General features: G+C 64.0%; 12 protein-coding genes and 1 rRNA gene. 5 read left to right on the top strand and 8 right to left on the bottom strand.

All coding sequences use genetic code 11. From position 1 onward, the window contains the following. Positions 1-27: 27 nt before the first annotated feature. Complete coding sequence (locus tag C793_RS0108210) at positions 28-3,942, top strand: ATP-binding protein (RefSeq protein ID WP_026106186.1); 3,915 nt, start codon at positions 28-30, stop codon at positions 3,940-3,942. Between the two features lie 55 nt (positions 3,943-3,997). Here the strand turns inward: C793_RS0108210 and C793_RS0108205 are convergent, their stop codons facing one another. After that, complete coding sequence (locus C793_RS0108205) at positions 3,998-4,261, bottom strand: YkgJ family cysteine cluster protein (protein ID WP_026106185.1); 264 nt, start codon at positions 4,259-4,261, stop codon at positions 3,998-4,000. 503 nt (positions 4,262-4,764) lie between these two features. Between C793_RS0108205 and trhP the strand changes: the two genes are divergently transcribed. Then, positions 4,765-6,120, top strand: a complete 1,356-nt coding sequence (gene trhP / locus C793_RS0108200; protein WP_017430454.1) for a prephenate-dependent tRNA uridine(34) hydroxylase TrhP — start codon at positions 4,765-4,767, stop codon at positions 6,118-6,120. A 100-nt stretch (positions 6,121-6,220) separates the two neighbouring features. After that, on the top strand, positions 6,221-6,640 hold the full coding sequence (locus C793_RS0108195) for an SRPBCC family protein (protein ID WP_017430453.1): 420 nt from the start codon (positions 6,221-6,223) through the stop codon (positions 6,638-6,640). 2 nt (positions 6,641-6,642) lie between these two features. Here C793_RS0108195 and C793_RS0108190 read toward each other — a convergent pair whose 3' ends face one another. The 7 genes from C793_RS0108190 to C793_RS0108160 form a co-directional block, all read right to left on the bottom strand. After that, positions 6,643-7,731, bottom strand: coding sequence for an asparaginase (locus C793_RS0108190; protein ID WP_017430452.1), 1,089 nt, complete (start codon positions 7,729-7,731; stop codon positions 6,643-6,645). Between the two features lie 122 nt (positions 7,732-7,853). Beyond that, a complete protein-coding gene (locus C793_RS0108185) occupies positions 7,854-9,071 on the bottom strand; it encodes an MFS transporter (protein WP_017430451.1) in 1,218 nt (405 codons plus the stop codon). Between the two features lie 2 nt (positions 9,072-9,073). Beyond that, on the bottom strand, positions 9,074-9,589 hold the full coding sequence (locus C793_RS0108180) for a hypothetical protein (protein ID WP_017430450.1): 516 nt from the start codon (positions 9,587-9,589) through the stop codon (positions 9,074-9,076). A 45-nt stretch (positions 9,590-9,634) separates the two neighbouring features. Next, positions 9,635-10,921 (bottom strand): DEAD/DEAH box helicase, encoded by a 1,287-nt coding sequence (locus tag C793_RS0108175; RefSeq protein ID WP_017430449.1) that lies wholly within the window; start codon positions 10,919-10,921, stop codon positions 9,635-9,637. Positions 10,922-11,101: 180 nt separating this feature from the next. Then, entirely contained in the window at positions 11,102-11,707 is a 606-nt protein-coding gene (locus C793_RS0108170; protein WP_017430448.1) for a PqiC family protein, read from the bottom strand. A gap of 69 nt (positions 11,708-11,776) precedes the next feature. Beyond that, positions 11,777-13,504 (bottom strand): intermembrane transport protein PqiB, encoded by a 1,728-nt coding sequence (gene pqiB / locus C793_RS0108165; RefSeq protein WP_017430447.1) that lies wholly within the window; start codon positions 13,502-13,504, stop codon positions 11,777-11,779. Then, positions 13,497-14,864 carry a paraquat-inducible protein A gene (locus C793_RS0108160; RefSeq protein ID WP_017430446.1) on the bottom strand — a complete coding sequence of 456 codons (1,368 nt, stop codon included), beginning with the start codon at positions 14,862-14,864 and terminating at the stop codon, positions 13,497-13,499. The genes pqiB and C793_RS0108160 overlap by 8 nt, the downstream gene beginning before the upstream one ends. A gap of 132 nt (positions 14,865-14,996) precedes the next feature. Between C793_RS0108160 and C793_RS0108155 the strand changes: the two genes are divergently transcribed. Further along, complete coding sequence (locus C793_RS0108155) at positions 14,997-15,968, top strand: calcium/sodium antiporter (protein WP_017430445.1); 972 nt, start codon at positions 14,997-14,999, stop codon at positions 15,966-15,968. 330 nt (positions 15,969-16,298) lie between these two features. Beyond that, positions 16,299-17,827 (top strand): 16S ribosomal RNA (locus C793_RS0108150). The last annotated feature ends 41 nt before the right edge of the window (positions 17,828-17,868 follow it).

The following is a 17,868-nucleotide window of genomic DNA, read 5'->3' as shown; positions in this document are numbered from 1 at the left end:
CGCCCACGTTTCGGCAGGATCGCTACCATGCGCGATGCGTACGAGTCCGACCACATTGCCCTGTTCGGGCACTGCGTGCTCGACCCGGAGAAAACCGCGCCGGCGCGTTTCAGCTACGACAAGGTCAAGGCGCTGCTGGTGTATCTGCTGCTGCAGGACCGCCCGGTCAGCCGCTCGGCGCTTGCCGAACTGCTGTGGCCCGATCAGGGCGTTTCCGCCGGGCGCTCCAATCTGCGTCATGCGCTGCACTGCCTGCGCCATGCGCTGGGTGGGCGGGCCGACGATGTGCTGTGCGTTACGCGCCAGCACATCAGTCTGACGCTCCCCGACGATTGGCGGATAGACCTGAAACGGCTGGAAGCGCAGTTGGCCGGCCCGGGGGACCCGGCGGCGCTGGATGCCGTGCTGACCTGCTACCGCGGCGACCTGGCGGAAGATCTGCAGCTGGCCTCGTGTGTCGCGTTTCAGCGCTGGCTGGTGCAGGTTCGTCACGACTGGCGCCAGCGGGTAGTTGCCTTTGCCGACCGGGTTCTCGAGGCCCACAACACCCTGCCGGATGCCCTGCTCGAACGGCTGGTCAGCCGGTTTTCCGGCTACGGCCCGTTTCACGCCCGATGGGTCAGGCACCTGGTCGGGCAGGGTCGGATCGCGGCGGCACGGGAGGCCTATCATGCCTATCTGCAGCTATTGGCTCTGTCCGGCGAACAGCCCGAGCCCGGCTTTCTACAGCTGGCGCGCTATTGGTCGGACAAAGACTATGGGTCGGGCAAGGAGAGTCATGGCGCGGAAAGCGATGACGGCGCAGGCAGCGTTGATTCGCCCACGCTGACCGCGGACAGCGCCCCGTTTCGCGAAGAGGAAATCGAGCTGCGCCAGCTCTCGGTCATGGCGATTCGTCTGACGCTGACGGGCGACTGGCAGGATCGCGGGGCGCTGCAGTGGTGCCTGACCCTGCAACGCCAGCTACTGCGCTGGCTGGAGCAGCAGTGCCACCATCTGGGCGGGTTCTGGCTGCCCGGGGTGACCGGTGGGCTGGGGCTGGCGTGCTTCGGTACCCACGGGCCGGCGCACCAGCTGGCCGAGCTGGTGGCGCTGTACGAACACTGCCGCCAGGCCCTGCCCGGACAGGCGCAGCGTTACTGGGCGGGCAGCGGAGCGCCGCCGCGTTTTACGCTTGACGCCGGGTTGCACAGCGGCCGGGCGGTCTACCTGCCCGAGCGCCAGCAGGCCGATCCGCTGGGGCAGGTGACCCAGACCTCGCTGCAGCTGATGAATGCCGCCCAGGGCAGCGAGCTGGTCATTTCCCGCCAGGCCAGCCAGCAGATGCCGCCGGCGCTGGATTTGCAGCCGCGGCTGACCCGGCGGCGGTTGGCGAGCAACGGTCAGGTCTGTTTGCAGGCCCTGGCGCTGGGGCAGAAGGATGCGGCCCACACCACGGCGGCGCCCAGCCTGATCGGGCGTGAAACCGCGTTGCGCCAGCTCCACGATGCGCTGGCGCGAGCCGGTATCGGCCTGCGCCAGAGCGTTCTGGTGAGCGGCACGTCGGGGCTGGGCAAATCGGCGCTGATGGTCGGGTTTCGCCAGCTGGAGCTGAGCCGGGAAGCCGCCATTTGCTGGCAGCCCACCACCCGCCTGTCGATGCTTGAACCTTACGGGGTCGTGCGCCGCCTGATCGCCTGGTACGGCGATGCGCCGCCGGACACTGCCGCTTTGCGCGACCTCCAGGCGACGCTGGCGATGCCGGAGCTCGACGAGGCGCGTCAGCAGCGCCTGGACGACGCCTTGGGGCTGTGCGATGGTCAGGAGGCACAACGCTCGACCCGGGAGGGCGAGGCCACCGAGCTGGTGCTCGCCCTGATGCAGCGGCTGGTGGAGCATCTGGCCGCCACGCGTCCGCTGCTGCTGATGGTGGATGATCTGCAATGGGTCGATGAACCCTCGTTCCGGATTCTGGCAGGCCTCCAGGCTCGCCTGCCCATCAATACGGCCTTCATGCTGGTCGCAAGCCACCACGGCCGCGAATCCCTGCCGGTGCGGCTGCACTGGGACCAGCAGATAACGCTGGGGCCGCTGGATACGCAGCAGTCGTCGCAGCTGCTGTCGCTACTCTTGCAGCACTATCGCCTGACCCTGACGCCGCGGCTGCGTCATCAGGTAATCGAACGCTGCGACGGGGTGCCGCTGTATCTGCAGGAAATTTGCCGGCGACTGGACATGGACCGGCGCGATGGCCGGCCCCTGAAGCTGGATACGCTGCCTCAGGGCCTGTCCGGACTGCTCGCCAGCCGCATCGATCAGCTGGGCGAGCATCGCGGCGTGGCGCACGTGGCCGCAATGCTGGGCCGGCGCTTTCGTCTGGATTTTCTGACCGCGTGCAGCGAGCGTGAGCCGGCGTCGATTGACCGGGCGCTGGAGCAGATGCTGCGGCTGGAAATCATCGAGCCGGTGAGCGACAGGCAGCGGTCGCAAGAGTACCAGTTCAGCCACCAGCTGCTTCAGGAAGCCGCCTATCTTTCCTGCCCGCGCGACGTGCGCCGGCGGCTGCACCGCCACGTTGTCGGCCTGATCGAGGAGCGCTTCCCGATCTGGATCAGTCGCCATCCGGGCAATTTTGCCATGCACCTGAGCTACAGTGGCGATCCCGCCCGCAGTGCGCGCTATTATGAGCTCGCCGCCCGGGAAGCGCTCAAGGTCAGCGCCAACCATACCGCGCTGCACATGGTGGACGACGGGCTCGACAGCCTGGCGCGCGCGGCGCCCGACCCCGAGCGCGCCATCAGCCTGCTGACGGTACGCGGGCAAACGGCATTTGCGCTGGAGGGCCACGGCTCGCCCACGGCGCTGAAAAGCTTTTGCCGCGCCCTGGAGCTGCTGCGCGAATCCCGCGAGGCCGGCGAAGCCCCCGCCGATCCGGCCGCGACGTTTCTGGTCAAGTGGGGGCTTTGGGTGGCGCGCGGCCAGCGCTATGACCATGCCGGCGCCCGGGAGCTGGTGACCCGGCTGACCACGCTGGCCGGCCAGCTGGAAGAGCCGCGCTATGATCGTCTGGTCGCCTATGCCCACGCCCACTGCGCCTACTGGTCGGGTCATATCGACGCTGCCCGGCGCCAGCTGGAAGCGCTGGACCCGCTGAATACGCCGATGATGATTGAGTGGCTGCCGTTTTCCGACCATCCGCAGGTGGCCGCGGTATGCGCTCATGGCTGGGCGCTGTGCCTGTCCGGCGACTATGCCGGTGCCGAGCGCGTGATGGAGGGGGCGCTGCGTCTGGCCCGGCAGGTCCATCACCCCGGCACCCTGGCCATGGCGCATCTGGTTGCGGCGGGGCTGTATCGCCAGCTGGGGCATGTGCATCTGGCGGGCCGCCACGCCGATCGGGCAGCGGCCATGACCGATACCGCCGACCTGGCACTCTGGCAGTATTCCGCCCGGGGCGTGCGCGGCTGGCAGCGGGCGCTGGGCGGCGATGTCGACGGGCTTGCCGAGCTGGAAGCGTGCATGGAACAGATGGCCGAACTGACGGGGTTCGAGCGCTATCTGCGACCGGCACTCTGGTATGTCGACGCCTGCCTGGCGTTGAATGAGCTGACGACCGCAGAGCGCTACCTGGGAGAGTGTCTGGATATTGCCCTGGAGCACGACACCCTGTTCCTGCCCGAGCTGGCCATGCAGATGGCGCTTGTCCGGGCGCGCCAGGGCCGACCCCGAGGCGAAGTGGCCTCGGCGATCGCACTGGCCCGGCAGCGGGCTCGCCAGCAGGGCAATCGCCACCAGCTAATGGGCGCCATCGAGCTGTGGCTGATACAGGTAGCGCCGGGTGATGCCGAGGCGCTGGAAGAATTTCGGCGCTTGCTGGGTGACGCTCGCCACAGCGATGCGCCGGTCCTGCTGCGCTGGATGAGCCTGAGCGAGCGGCGGCCGGGCGCGCTTTTGCCCGAGTAGTCGGTGAAGCGTTGTGCCCGCGATCCAGCGGTGGATGTCAGTTCGATTTTGTATGTCAGCCGGTCAGGTCTTCCAGCGAGCTTAGCGTTGCCAGCGCTTCTTCGCGCCGTTCGCCGCAAATGGCCGCGTCGTAGTCGAACTGCCGGCACACGTCCGGGCGCAGAGGGCTGCCGAACAGCTGGCAGAGGTTGTCGTCGTTCAGCTGGGCGCAGCGCTGTCCGGCGGGTTTGCCATCCGGCATGCCGGGGATAGGCGAGCTGATCGATGGCGCGATGCAGCAGGCACCGCACCCCGGCCGGCAGCCCGGCCGGGATTCCACCGATGAAGCCGGCGACGCATGAAAGACCCGGGGGTCGGCGCTGTGGGAACTGCTGCGGTGGGATTCGGCGCTGTGGGATCCGGTATCGTGCATGGCGGGCTCATCGAGGGATATATCGCGGGCGTGCAGTCTACGCTGCCAGCCATCGCCGGAAAAGTGCCGCAGCGTGGCTTCTGGCGAGCCCGACGGTGGCTTGCCAGGGCCTCTTGACGTTTCCTCACAGCCGCGACAGAGGTCCTCCGGGGGCAGAACAAGGCGTGAGGAGCGTCGTTGGGTCGTTCCCAATGAGCGACGAACAACGCCGTGCTGTGCCCGGAGGACCCTGTCCCTTCGGGTTGCGCGCCAATGAACGTCATGCCGCGTTGCGAAACCGGGCAAGGGCACCACCATGACCGGCGTTTCGCGCCTTGCCTGACATCCTTTGGCGCAGCAACGCGGTTTGCGAGGAAACGTCAACAGGCCCTATTATCGGCGCCGCTTAAACCAGTCATCACGGAGGAAGTATGCCCGCGCCCGAGCTGCTGTCGCCTGCCGGCACGTTCAACAACATGCGCTATGCCTTTGCCTACGGTGCCGATGCGGTCTATGCCGGTCAGCCGCGCTACTCGCTGCGGGTGCGCAATAACGACTTCAACGTCGCCAATCTGCACAAGGGCATTGCCTACGCCCACGAGCGCGGCAAGCGCTTTTACGTGGCGTCCAACATTGCGCCGCACAACCGCAAGCTGACCACGTACCTGCGCGACATGGAGCCGGTGATCGAAGCCGGCCCCGATGCGCTGATCATGTCCGACCCCGGGCTGATCATGATGATCCGCGAGCGCTGGCCCGAGCAGCCGATTCACCTCTCGGTGCAGGCCAACGTGGTCAACCATGCCGCGGCGCGCTTCTGGCAGCAGCAGGGCATCAGCCGGATCATTCTGTCCCGGGAGCTGTCGCTCACCGAAATCGGCCAGATACGCGCCGAGTGTCCGGAGCTGGAAATCGAGACCTTCGTGCACGGGGCGCTGTGCATTGCCTATTCGGGGCGCTGTTTGCTGTCGGGGTATTTCAATCACCGGGATCCCAACCAGGGCACCTGCACCAACGCCTGCCGCTGGAAGTACAATGCGCTGGCGGCAACCCGGGACGACACCGGTGACGTTGTGCCGGTGAATGCCGCCGGCGGCGACGGGGCGCCCGATAGCGGCGTCATGGCAAGCGACGGCAGCGAGGAGCGCGATGAGCTGTCGGCGCTGATTGAAGATCGCTCGCGCCCGGGCGAGCTGATGCCGATTTTTGAAGACGAGCACGGCACCTACATCATGAACTCTCGGGATTTACGCGCCGTTCAGCACGTCCCCGAGCTGGCGCGCATGGGCGTTACCTCGCTGAAGATAGAAGGGCGCACCAAGTCACCCTACTATGTGGCGCGTACCGCCCAGGTCTACCGTCGCGCGATTGACGACGCCGTGGCCGGCCGGCCGTTCGACATGGGGCTGATGGACGAGCTGGAAAACCTCGCCAACCGCGGCTATACCGAAGGCTTTTACCGCCGCCACGTTCACGACGAATACCAGAACTACGAGCGCGGCCATTCCATCGGTGTGCATCAGCAGTTTGTGGGCGACGTGACCGACGTGGATGCCGCCGGCACCCGGCTGACCATCGACGTCAAGAATCGCTTTGTCGTGGGCGATAGCCTGGAGCTGATGCTGCCGGAAGGCAATCGGCGCTTTGCTCTGACGCATATCGAGAACCGCCAGGGCAAGGCGGTCAGCGTTGCGCCGGGCTCGGGTCATGTGGTCAGCATTGCCGTCCCCGGGGAGCCGCTGGCGCCCGAGCAGGCCGAGTTTGCCCTGCTGATGCGCGACCTTTAGGCAATACGCTTGCCGCATCACCCTTTGAGCGGCTGCCAGCCCGGGGCTTTTTCGTCGCCGAGCGGCCGGCGGCTGTCATTCATTCTTTCCGGGAAACGTCATGGCCAGTATCGAACATAGCGAAATTGTCAGCGCCGAGCCCGAGCGCGTTTTTGACCTGCTGCACCAGGTCGAGGATTTTGCCGACTACTCGGATCTGATCCGCAATATCGAGCCGCTGGGCAACGACTGCTACCGCTGGTACGTGCATGCCATCGGGATGGATTGGACGTTCGATGTGGCGGTGGTGGAAGCCGAAGCTCCCCGGACGCTGGCGTGGGAATCGCGCAGCGGGGTGGATAACCAGGGCCGGTATCATCTCGAAGCAGTGGACGAGGGTACCCGCGTCACGCTGACGCTAAGCTATGCCATCGGCAACCGGCTGATGGAAAAAGCCGTCAACCGGGCAGCCAAGCCGCTGGTCGGCAAGGTCAGCCGACAAATTCTGGCGCGGGTAGAAGCCCGGCTTAATGGCCAGTGAGGTCAGTCGGCGCCGCTTTCGCCGACCCAGGGCGTGATAAAGGCCTGCCGCCGCGTAGCGCTGTCCAGCGGCATGGCGACCAGGTGGGCCAGTTTGGCAAAGGCGGCTTCGGGCGGCATGTCACCGCCGGGCAGCACGCCGGCGCGGGCCAGGGCGTGGCCGGCGGCGTACGTCCCCGGGCTGACGCTGCCGTACAGGCACTGGCTTACCGCGACGATCAGCTTGCCCTGCGCTACGGCGCGCTCCAGCACCTCGATCAGCGCCGGATCGTCGGCTATATTGCCGGCGCCCCATAGCTGTAGCAGGGCGCCTTCGACCCGGCTGTCTTCCAGCCAGGCGCTCAGCTGCCAGGCCGCCATCCCCGGCCAGAGAACAATCCGTACGATTTCGCCCTGATTGATGCGCCGGTAGTTGGTCGGCGTGCGGTCCAGCAGCGCGCGGGTTGTCGCATCCGGTTCGTGGGCCGCAACAGCGGATTCCGCCAATAGCCGGGGGCCATCGTGATAGTCGCCCAGCGGCGGGGTGCCGGGGCTGGTAAACGCATCCGCCGCCGAGGCGTGCCACTTGGTGGCTCGGCTGCCGCGCAGCAGGCGGCCGGCAAAGTATATGGCCACGTCATCCAGCCTGACGGGCGGTGGCAGCGCGGCGAAGCGCAGTGCGCCTTCGAGGTTTTCCAGAGCGTCGCTATTCGGCGCTTCCAGGGGGGCCATGGCGCCGGTCACGATCACCGGGCAGCCCGGGCGCCGTAGCTGCAGCGACAGGCTGGCGGACGTCCAGCTCAGCGTGTCGGTGCCGTGCACGACGACAATTCCGGCATGCCGGGCACAGCGAGGGCGAATATCGTCGGCCAGGGTTTGCCAGTCGAGCGGGGTGACCGAGCTGGAATCCACCGGCGTTGCATAGCTGATGACCTCGATATCCGGCAGCGCGCGCCGCCTTTCGGCGGGCAGCGTGGCCAGCATCCGGTCCAGCCGGGCGGCAAAATCCCCCGCGGGTGCCAGGCCGTGCGGGCCTTCGCGCATGCCGATGGTGCCGCCGGTGTAGAGGATCAGGACCGTTTTATCGGAGTGCTGCGGGAAGCGGGTTGGCACGGTATCCCCCTTGAGCCGCCGCCTGAACGCGGCCGACCTGATTGATGCGAATTGGCTTTATGCGAATTGGCTTTGTATGGATTGCCGTTATGTCGATTGCCGCGCTGTGAATTGGCGGATCGTCAATAGCGATGCACGAGGAGTACACCGTCCTGCTCATCCAGCCGCTGGTTGCGCCCGGCAAAAAAGGCAGCGCAGCTGCAGATGGCGATAATCGTCAGCAGCACCTGGGCAATGCGCGGTATGCCGGCATCCGCCTGCAACAGCAGCCCCACCAGAAAGGGGCCAACCGAGGCGATGGTATAGCCGCCGCCCTGCACCAGCCCCGACAGCTGGCCGGCCAGTTTGGACGTGGTGGTGCGCAGCACCAGCAGGCTCAGCGCCAGGCTGAAGCCGCCGCCCTGTCCCAGCCCCAGCAGCACCGCCCCGGGCCACTTGAGCGTTAGCGGCGCCAGCAGCAACAGCGCCAGCCCCGAGGCCGACAGCATCTGCATGCCGATCAGCGCAAGGCGCTGATCGCGGCCGAAACGCGCGATCCAGGGCGCGGCCAGGGCAAAAATCACCTGACACATGATGGACGTGGCCATGGTCCAGCCGGCGGTGGCTTCGCTGTAGCCGCGTTCTACCAGCAGGGTGGGCAGCCAGCCGAAAACGATGTAGGCCATGGAAGACTGCAGCCCCATGAACAGCATGACATACCAGGTGAGCGGCCGGGCCAGAAGATGTATCGCGCCGCTGCCCTGAACGTGGACGGTTTGTTCATGCCCGGCAGCCGGCTCATTCCGGGAAGACGGCATGTTGCCATGCCAGAGCACCAGCGCCAGCAGGGCGAGCAGCGACCAGCTCATCAGACCGGCCTGCCAGCTGCCCAGCAGCCGTGTCAGCGGGACGCTGAGCCCTACGCCAAGGGCGCCGCCCAGGCACAAGGCCATGGTATACAGGCCGGTGACCAGATCGGCGCTGCCGGGCAGCGCCCGCTTGACCAGAGCCGGCAGCAGGGTGCCGGCCAGGCCAATAGCGGCGCCGGCGAATACCGAGCCCAGATACAGCGCGCCGGGCAACGGCAGGCCACGCAGTATCAGGCCGCCGGCAAGGAGAATCAGCGCGGCGCTGAGCGCCCGTTCGCTGCCGATCCGCTGGGCCAGTAGCGGCGCCAGCGGCGCGGTTATTCCCAGAAACAGCACCGGTAACGTGGTCAGGATGCCGGCGGCAGCGGCGGAGATTCCAGCGACGTCCTGCAGGCGCGGCAGCAGAGGAGCGACCGAGGACAGCGCCGGGCGCAGGTTGAGCCCGACAATGACAACCAGCAGGAGAAAAACAACGGCGCGACGTCGAGGCATGGTCAGCGGTCGGGTCCGTTGAGGTAAGGGCGCAGATCGCCGCGAACGGCATCCAGCAGGGTGACAAAATGGTAGTCGTCAGCGTGGCTGGCGCAGTCGACCTGAACGCTGGTGCGCATGCCTTTTTCCATGTGCACGCGGTCAAGTATTTCCAGAGTGACCGCCCGGGCGGGTTTGTCACCGGGGGCGACAATGCCGTCTTCCAGAGTAAAGGTCTCCAGCAGGGTTGCGCGCACCCGGGCCTGCTGGCCTTCACTCAGCAGGCGGCGGATAAACAGCCAGCCTTCGCACGCCAGCGCCTCGTTGTTATCGCGAGTACGCAGAAACAGCGTGCGGTAGCAGGCTCCCTCGGCGGCGGATTTTTCCGCCATGCTGCGGTAGGCCTGCATAACCTGCCGGGACGACGCCCTGGCGTCGTCCAGACGCTGGACGATGCCGGCATGTTCGCGGCTGAGCTGCTCCTGGCGCTGAAAGGTGAGCCAGCGGCGATAATCGGCCATCAAATCAGAGGGCGCCATAGTCACTCCAGGGTGAATAAGGGAAGATGAGTCAGGGAATCGGTGTCAGTTTTGTCCGGATGACGAGCGCTGGCGGTTGCGCGACCTTGACCGGCGCCGACGGCGGGGCTTGTTGTTGGCGGTGTCCCGGTCCGGGCGTTTGCCCGCGCCTGCCTTGCCCGAACGCCGGCCGTTTTCGATGGGCTGGGCAACGGCGTTGGGATCCGGCTCGAAGCCCGGTTCCACACGGCGCTCCAGCGATCCCTTGATCAGCCGCTCGATGTTTTTCAGCAGCTGGGCCTCATCAATGCACACCAGCGAAATCGCTTCGCCCTGGCTGCCGGCACGCCCGGTACGGCCGATGCGGTGCACATAGTCTTCGGCGACGTTGGGCAGATCGAAATTCACCACGTAGGGCAGCTGTTGGATATCCAGCCCGCGGGCGGCGATGTCGGTGGCTACCAGCACTTGCAGATCGCCGGTTTTGAAGGCCCCCAGCGCACGGGTACGCGCGCCCTGGCTTTTGTTGCCGTGAATCGCCATGGCGGGAATCGAGCGTTTGGAAAGCTGTTCGGCCAGGCGGTTGGCGCCGTGCTTGGTCCGGGTGAACACCAGCACCTGGTACCACTGTTGCGACTGAACCAGATGGGCGAGCAGGTCGCGCTTTTTGTCGCGGTCGACCTGATACACGATCTGTTCGATCCGGTCGGCCGTGGTATTGCGCGGCGCGACGTCGATCTGTTTGGGGTCGTCCAGCAGCTGCCGGGCCAGCGCCTGAATATCGTTGGAAAACGTCGCCGAAAACATCAGGTTCTGACGTTTGGGCGGCATGAGGCGCAAAAGCCGCCGGATATCGTGGATAAACCCCATATCGAGCATGCGGTCGGCTTCGTCAAGCACGAGGATTTCCAGCTGTGACAGGTCAACGTGGCCCTGCTGGTGCAGGTCGAGCAGCCGGCCGGGCGTGGCAATCAGAATATCCACGCCGCGCTTGAGCGCTTCCACCTGTGGGTTCTGGCCGACGCCGCCGAAAATCACCTGGGTGCGCAGCGGCAGGGCGGCGCCGTAATCCGCGATATTCTTGCCGACCTGGGCGGCGAGTTCGCGGGTCGGCGCGAGTACCAGCGAGCGTACCTGGCGGCGGGCCGCCGGCTTGCCCCGGTTCAGGCGCTGCAGAATGGGCAGGCCAAAGCCGGCGGTTTTACCCGTTCCGGTCTGGGCGCTGGCGAGCAGGTCGTGGCCTTCGAGCACCGTGGGTATCGCCTGCGCCTGGATCGGTGTGGGGGTGTCAAAGCCCTCGGTCCGGGTGGCTTCGAGCAGTTCGGCGGATAGGCCGAGATCAGAAAAGTCCATAGTCTCTCCGCACGGTCGCTCCAGTGGCGGCCGTGTCATCAAGCGCCGGGCGTCGGGCCGGGCGCTGTCAAGCGTGTCAGGGGATAGCGCGGAAAACGTTCCGCTATCGTCGTGTGGGTTCAACCGGTGAAACCGGTGCGTCACCGCGCTGTGGCGGTACGCTGTGTTGATGGCGGCGTACTATAACACGCCACGTTGAATCGCGGCGGCAATATCTTCGCTGGCCGAGGCAAGGCTTTGCCCCAGGGCGCGTACCAGCGCCGGGTAACCATCGTCTTCCAGTGCGTTCCGGGCGCGGAAGCCGTCCATGCTTATCAGCTTGTTTTGCGCGTCGCGCAGTTGCCACTGTCCGCTGATCAATGCATAGCCGTCGTAGCGACCCTGAAACTGATCGATGTTGATTCGTAGCGACAGGGCACTGTCGTCGCCGGACCGCCCCTGGGTAATGCGCCATTGCGGCAGCTCGCCGGCAAGGTTGGCTTGCAGGTTGCGTGCAAGCTGCTGGTCGAGGCCCTCTGCCCACTGGTGCTCACGGGCTTCACGCAGTTTAATGTCGTCCATCTGCATGATTATGCCGTCAACGTCGAGATAGTGGGCAAGACGTAGCTGGCTGATTTCGAGCGTGGCAAGCGGCTTTGATGCGGCGTCACCTGTTTGGGTGGCGGAAGCCGTATCGGGCAGCTGGTAACGCGTCGGCGGGGTGACGGTGCCGGCACAGCCCGCGAGCCCCGACGCCAAAAGCGTCAGCGCGAGAGTCAGCAGCAGTGGGCGCGGCAAAACGAACATGGCATTTCCTTGTGGTCTGGTGTCGGGCCTGTGTATCGCCGGGCGCCATTCAGCGCCCGGTCACGGCGTTCAGGGCGTATCCGGCGCCCGAGGCTCGGGATCGGAGGTTTCCAGGTTGTCGAACAGCAGGGCCCGCGGGTTTTCGTTCAGCGTTTTGGTGAGCGGTTGCAGGTCGCCGAGCAGCCGCTCGATGCGATCCATGGTCGACAGAATATTCTGGTATGCCGGCGAGTCGGGCGAAACGCCTTCCAGGGTGGTGCTCAGGTCCTTGAGCGTGGCGTTCAGGTTGCCGCCGATATCCCTTGTTTCGGGATCGTCGAGCAGGGTGTTGAGCGACTCGGATACGCTTTGCACTTCGTTGAGAGTGGCTTCCGCTGCCTGCATGTTGCGATCCAGGCCGTCGATGAGCGGGTCGACTTCCAGCCCGTTGAGCTTGTCCAGCAGCTGAGTAATCTGGGCCTGGATTTGAGCGAACCCGCCGGTTGTCGTGGGGAAGACTTCCACGCCGGCGAATGTCTCGCTCACATGCTGTTTGTCGGGAGTTTGTCCGTCGGAAGCCTGTTTGTCCGAAGTGTCCTCGAAGTTGAGGTCGACAAACATGGCGCCGGTCAACAGGTTGCCGTTCTTCAACGTAGCGCGCAGGCCGATCCCGAACAGGCGATCAAAACGGGATTGCCACTCGTCAAGATCCAGCGTCTTGCCCGTAACGCCCAGGCGCTGCGGTTCTATACGAATCAGCACGGGGATGGCGAAGCTCGAACGAGAATCCGGCTGCGGCGCGGTAAAGTTCCAGGGGACGGCGGCAACGGTTCCCACGCGCACACCGCGAAACTCCACCGGCGCGCCTTCCTTGAGGCCTCTTACGGTGTCGTCTACCAGCAGTACGTAGCGCATGTAGCGGTCGAAGGTGCCCTGACGGGCACTGTCCTGATTGGCGTACAGCGTAAAGGGATTATCCCTGTCGACGTCGATGGCCTGGCCCTTGGGCAGGTCGGCGGGTACGCCAAAGGAAACGCCGCCGCCCAGCAGAGTTTCCAGCGAGTCCAGGTTGACCTGAATGCCGTCGGCATCAAGCTGTACGTCCAGGCCGCTGCTGTTCCAGAAGCGGGTGTTATCCGTTACCAGGCTGGTATAGGGCTTTTCGATGAAAACCTGGTGCGAGACCTGGCGCTTTTGCGGATCAAAATCGACTTCTTCCACACGCCCCACGGTATAGCCCTGATACGACACCGGGTCACCGACTTTCATCGAGTTGCCCAGCTTGCTGAGCAGCGTCAGCTGCAGGCCGGCTTCGCCCGCTGGCGCAACCGGGGGAACATCGCTGACCTCGAACTTGCGTTTCAGCGTGTCCGAGCTCCCCGGCTCAAGCTGTATGTAGGCGCCGGACAGAACGGTGTTGAGGCCGCTGATCCCTTCCCGGCCAATGCGCGGCTTGACCACCCAGAAGCGGCTGTCTTCGGTCAGTGTGGACTCGGCTTCGGGATGAATCTGGGCGCTGATCACGGCCTGGGAGAGGTCATCCGACAGCTGTACGCTTTTTACCTTGCCGACTTCCACGTTCCGCGTGCGAATGAGGGTTTTGCCCGCTTCGATACCTTCCGCGTTTTCCATGGTGAGCTGTATCCGGGTGCCGCGACTGGTGTAGTTGTCATAGACCAGCCACATGCCGATGGCAATGGCGATCAGCGGGATAATCCAGATCGGCGACAGTTTTGCCTGTGCCGATGTTTTGGCACGATTCAGCCCGGACGATGCGTCGTCGGTCGAGGCCGTATCAGGGGGTGTCTCGTTAGCCATCTGTGTTTCCCCGGGTGGCTGTGTATGAAGCGGCATCGCGCGGCAGGGGGCGATCCCATATCAGTCGTGGATCAAACGACATGGCGGCCAGCATGGTAAGCACTACCACGGCACCGAACGCCAGCTCTGCCGGCCCCGGCGAGATGGACATCAGGGCCCCGGCGCGGATTAGCGCGACCAGTATCGACACCACAAACACATCGACCATGGACCAGCGGCCGATGAATTCGGTAATGCGATAGAGCAGAATCCGGCTCCGGGTATTGAGCCGATGGCGTCGCTTGACCACGATGCATAGCCAGGAAAGGGCAAAGAGTTTGCCCACCGGCACCATGACGCTGGCGATGAAAATCACGATGGCGACGGGCCAGGAACCTGTCTGGTAAAGCTCGACCACCCCGCCGATGATGGTTGAGGAGGACGTTTTTCCCAGGCTCGTCACGTTCATGATCGGATAGAGGTTGGCGGGAATATACATGACGGCCGCGGCAACGAGAAATGCCCAGGTGCGTTGCAGGCTGTAGGGGTGGCGTGAATGGAGTCGCTCGTGGCAACGCCGGCAGCGCATGTCGGCACCGCTGCCCACCGCGTTGATTAGCCCGCAGGTGTGGCAGCCGGTCAGCTGTTGGCCGGCGGCTGCGGCCGCGGTTTTTGTCCCCTCCGGCGCCAGAGGCTCGCCGCCATCCAGCGAAAACCACATCCAGTCCGCATCCAGCGACTGGGTGGTGAGCAGCAGCAGGAAGGCAAAAATGCAAAAGGCCCAGAACGAGAGTCCCAGAGACACCTCTGCCAGCCCGGCGATTTTTATCAGGCTGACCAGCGCGCCGATAATGAAGACATCCGCCATCATCCAGGGAGTCAGCCGTGCCAGCGCGCGGGCAATGTCGCGGCTGAAGGGCAGCGGGTGATGGCGCATCAGCCCCCACTGCAGCCACATGACGGCCAGCAGGTAGCACGCCGGCAGGATCACGATGGTCATGATCACCACCAGCGCAACCACGGGCTGATGAAACTCGAACAGCGCCGTAGCGGTCTGCGGCAGCTCAATACGGTTGCTGACACCGCTGACGCTGAAGCTGATGAATCGGAAGGATGTGGCCACCAGCAGCGTCACAAACGCCGCGATGGCCAGCGCCATGCTGCGCTGTGCGGGGTAGGGGTGACGGCGAACCAGCGTGCATTCGCAGCGCGGGCAGGAGGCCTTTTCGCCAGGGCTCAGGGGCGGCAGCGCCGATACCCAGTCGCACTCGTGGCAGGCCCGTAACCGACGGCGCTGGGTGCGATGCTCGGGAGGTGAGCGATCGACATGGGGGGCTCTGGCGATAAGCGCCGGTCGTGGCAAAAAGCGGTAACGGATCACTCCGTCTCCTTTGATGGCAGATGGCGACGGCACCGGATACGTCATGGAAAGCGCGTAATACTTGACGCACCCGGCCGGTTCCATAAGGATGCAGCCGCGATAGTACCCAGATAATCTTGTTAAGGAAATGTCATGTTACTTCCCGTCCTCGCCGTTGTGGTTGGCCTGGTATTGTTGATCTGGAGTGCCGACCGCTTCATCGACGGCGCAGCGGCGACGTCACGCTGGCTGGGTTTGTCGCCCCTGCTCATTGGTATGTTGGTTATCGGGTTTGGTACATCGGCGCCGGAAATGATGGTGTCGGTGCTGGCTGCCCTGCAGGGGAGCCCCGAGCTCGCCGTGGGCAATGCTTACGGCTCCAATATAGCCAACATTGGACTGGTGCTTGGCTGTGTCGCGCTGATAGCGCCGTTGGCGGTGCAGTCGAGCGTTATCCGCAAGGAAATGCCGGTGCTGCTGATCGTGACCGTGCTCACTGGCGTTATCCTGCTGGATGGCTTTGTTGCCCGCTGGGAAGCCACCATTATTCTGTTGATTCTGGGTAGCTTCATGATTCTCAGCATTCTCCAGTCGCGGGCGCAGAAAAGCGATGCACTGACGGGAGATGTCAGCGAGGCTCTGGAAAGCCGGCCCATGTCCCGGGGGATGGCGCTTTTATGGACGCTGGTGGGCCTGGTCGTGCTGATAGCCAGCTCGCGCCTGCTGGTTTGGGGGGCCGTCAGCATTGCCACGGCCTTTGGCGTCAGCGAGCTGGTCATTGGGCTGACGGTAGTTGCCATTGGCACCTCATTGCCCGAGCTCGCATCGTCGCTGAGTGCCCTGCGGCGCAACGAGCACGACATGGTGCTGGGTAACGTCGTCGGATCCAACCTGTTCAATACGCTGGGGGTCGTGGGGCTGGCCGGCGTGATTACGCCGATCGAAGCCGGCCCCGACGTCCTCACCCGGGACTGGATCGTGATGACGCTAATGACCCTGCTGATGATGGGGTTTGCGTTTTTCCGGCACGGGCGACCTCGCCGAATAGGCCGTATGGAAGGCGGTGTTCTGCTGACAATGTTTGTGGCCTATACCGGCTATATGGTGTCGCTGGTCATGTCCTGATGCGTGTGTCCATGTCGGGATATTTGGCATTGCGGCTGCGTCGCTGTCAGAAGATGATGACCGGCGTAAATAATGCTTGACGCAGGCTGCAATGCTGGTAAAGTACGCACTTATCGAGAGGCGCTCCCGAAGCGCCTCTTCTGCTCTTTAACAAGTTGATCAGGTAATTCATGTGGGCGCTTGCCGGTGTGGGTGACAAATCACCTACTATCAAGGCAAGCGACTCGTCAGGATTCGGTGCGCTGCTGTTTTCGGCAGCCATGGAGTCCGTTTGAGATACGTTTGGAACCTTGAGCCAGGTTTGGTGCAGCTTATGCACTATGATGATTTAAACTGAAGAGTTTGATCATGGCTCAGATTGAACGCTGGCGGCAGGCCTAACACATGCAAGTCGAGCGGAAACGACACCTTCGGGTGGGCGTCGAGCGGCGGACGGGTGAGTAACGCATGGGAATCTGCCCGGTCGTGGGGGATAACCTGGGGAAACTCAGGCTAATACCGCATACGTCCTACGGGAGAAAGGGGGCTCCGGCTCCCGCGATCGGATGAGCCTATGTCGGATTAGCTAGTTGGTGGGGTAAAGGCCTACCAAGGCCGCGATCCGTAGCTGGTTTGAGAGGATGATCAGCCACACCGGGACTGAGACACGGCCCGGACTCCTACGGGAGGCAGCAGTGGGGAATATTGGACAATGGGCGAAAGCCTGATCCAGCCATGCCGCGTGTGTGAAGAAGGCCCTCGGGTTGTAAAGCACTTTCAGTGAGGAAGAACGCTGTCGGGTTAATACCCCGGCAGAGGGACATCACTCACAGAAGAAGCACCGGCTAACTCCGTGCCAGCAGCCGCGGTAATACGGAGGGTGCAAGCGTTAATCGGAATGACTGGGCGTAAAGCGCGCGTAGGCGGCGTGATCAGCCGGTTGTGAAAGCCCCGGGCTCAACCCGGGAACCGCATCCGGAACTGTCGCGCTGGAGTGCAGGAGAGGAAGGTAGAATTCCCGGTGTAGCGGTGAAATGCGTAGAGATCGGGAGGAATACCAGTGGCGAAGGCGGCCTTCTGGACTGACACTGACGCTGAGGCGCGAAAGCATGGGTAGCAAACAGGATTAGATACCCTGGTAGTCCATGCCGTAAACGATGTCGACCAGCCGTTGGGGTCCTAGAGACCCTTGTGGCGAAGTTAACGCGATAAGTCGACCGCCTGGGGAGTACGGCCGCAAGGTTAAAACTCAAATGAATTGACGGGGGCCCGCACAAGCGGTGGAGCATGTGGTTTAATTCGATGCAACGCGAAGAACCTTACCTACCCTTGACATCCTGCGAACCCGGAAGAGATTCCGGGGTGCCTTCGGGAGCGCAGAGACAGGTGCTGCATGGCTGTCGTCAGCTCGTGTTGTGAAATGTTGGGTTAAGTCCCGTAACGAGCGCAACCCTTGTCCCTCTTTGCCAGCACGTAATGGTGGGAACTCCAGGGAGACTGCCGGTGACAAACCGGAGGAAGGTGGGGACGACGTCAAGTCATCATGGCCCTCACGGGTAGGGCGACACACGTGCTACAATGGCCGGTACAAAGGGTGGCGAGCTCGCGAGGGTGAGCGAATCCCGGAAAGCCGGTCTCAGTCCGGATTGGAGTCTGCAACTCGACTCCATGAAGTCGGAATCGCTAGTAATCGTGCATCAGAATGGCACGGTGAATACGTTCCCGGGCCTTGTACACACCGCCCGTCACACCATGGAAGTGGACTGCACCAGAAGTGGTTAGCCCAACTGCGGAAGGCGATCACCACGGTGTGGTTCATGACTGGGGTGAAGTCGTAACAAGGTAGCCGTAGGGGAACCTGCGGCTGGATCACCTCCTTAACCGATGCGTCATCCGCCCGGCAAGTGTCCACAATGAATTG

The organism is Vreelandella jeotgali Hwa (assembly GCF_000334215.1).
GTDB lineage: Bacteria > Pseudomonadota > Gammaproteobacteria > Pseudomonadales > Halomonadaceae > Vreelandella > Vreelandella jeotgali.
The sequence above is the reverse complement of the archived record's forward strand: the minus strand, read 5'-3'. Positions and strand labels throughout refer to the sequence as shown.

What these genes read in the sequence shown, in the direction of transcription:
- C793_RS0108210 (WP_026106186.1), top strand. Translation starts at nt 28, where the DNA reads ATGCGCGATGCGTACGAGTCCGACCACATTGCCCTGTTCGGGCACTGC.
- trhP (WP_017430454.1), top strand. Translation starts at nt 4,765, where the DNA reads ATGCCCGCGCCCGAGCTGCTGTCGCCTGCCGGCACGTTCAACAACATG.
- C793_RS0108195 (WP_017430453.1), top strand. Translation starts at nt 6,221, where the DNA reads ATGGCCAGTATCGAACATAGCGAAATTGTCAGCGCCGAGCCCGAGCGC.
- C793_RS0108185 (WP_017430451.1), bottom strand. Translation starts at nt 9,071, where the DNA reads ATGCCTCGACGTCGCGCCGTTGTTTTTCTCCTGCTGGTTGTCATTGTC.
- C793_RS0108180 (WP_017430450.1), bottom strand. Translation starts at nt 9,589, where the DNA reads ATGGCGCCCTCTGATTTGATGGCCGATTATCGCCGCTGGCTCACCTTT.
- C793_RS0108175 (WP_017430449.1), bottom strand. Translation starts at nt 10,921, where the DNA reads ATGGACTTTTCTGATCTCGGCCTATCCGCCGAACTGCTCGAAGCCACC.
- C793_RS0108170 (WP_017430448.1), bottom strand. Translation starts at nt 11,707, where the DNA reads ATGTTCGTTTTGCCGCGCCCACTGCTGCTGACTCTCGCGCTGACGCTT.
- pqiB (WP_017430447.1), bottom strand. Translation starts at nt 13,504, where the DNA reads ATGGCTAACGAGACACCCCCTGATACGGCCTCGACCGACGACGCATCG.
- C793_RS0108155 (WP_017430445.1), top strand. Translation starts at nt 14,997, where the DNA reads ATGTTACTTCCCGTCCTCGCCGTTGTGGTTGGCCTGGTATTGTTGATC.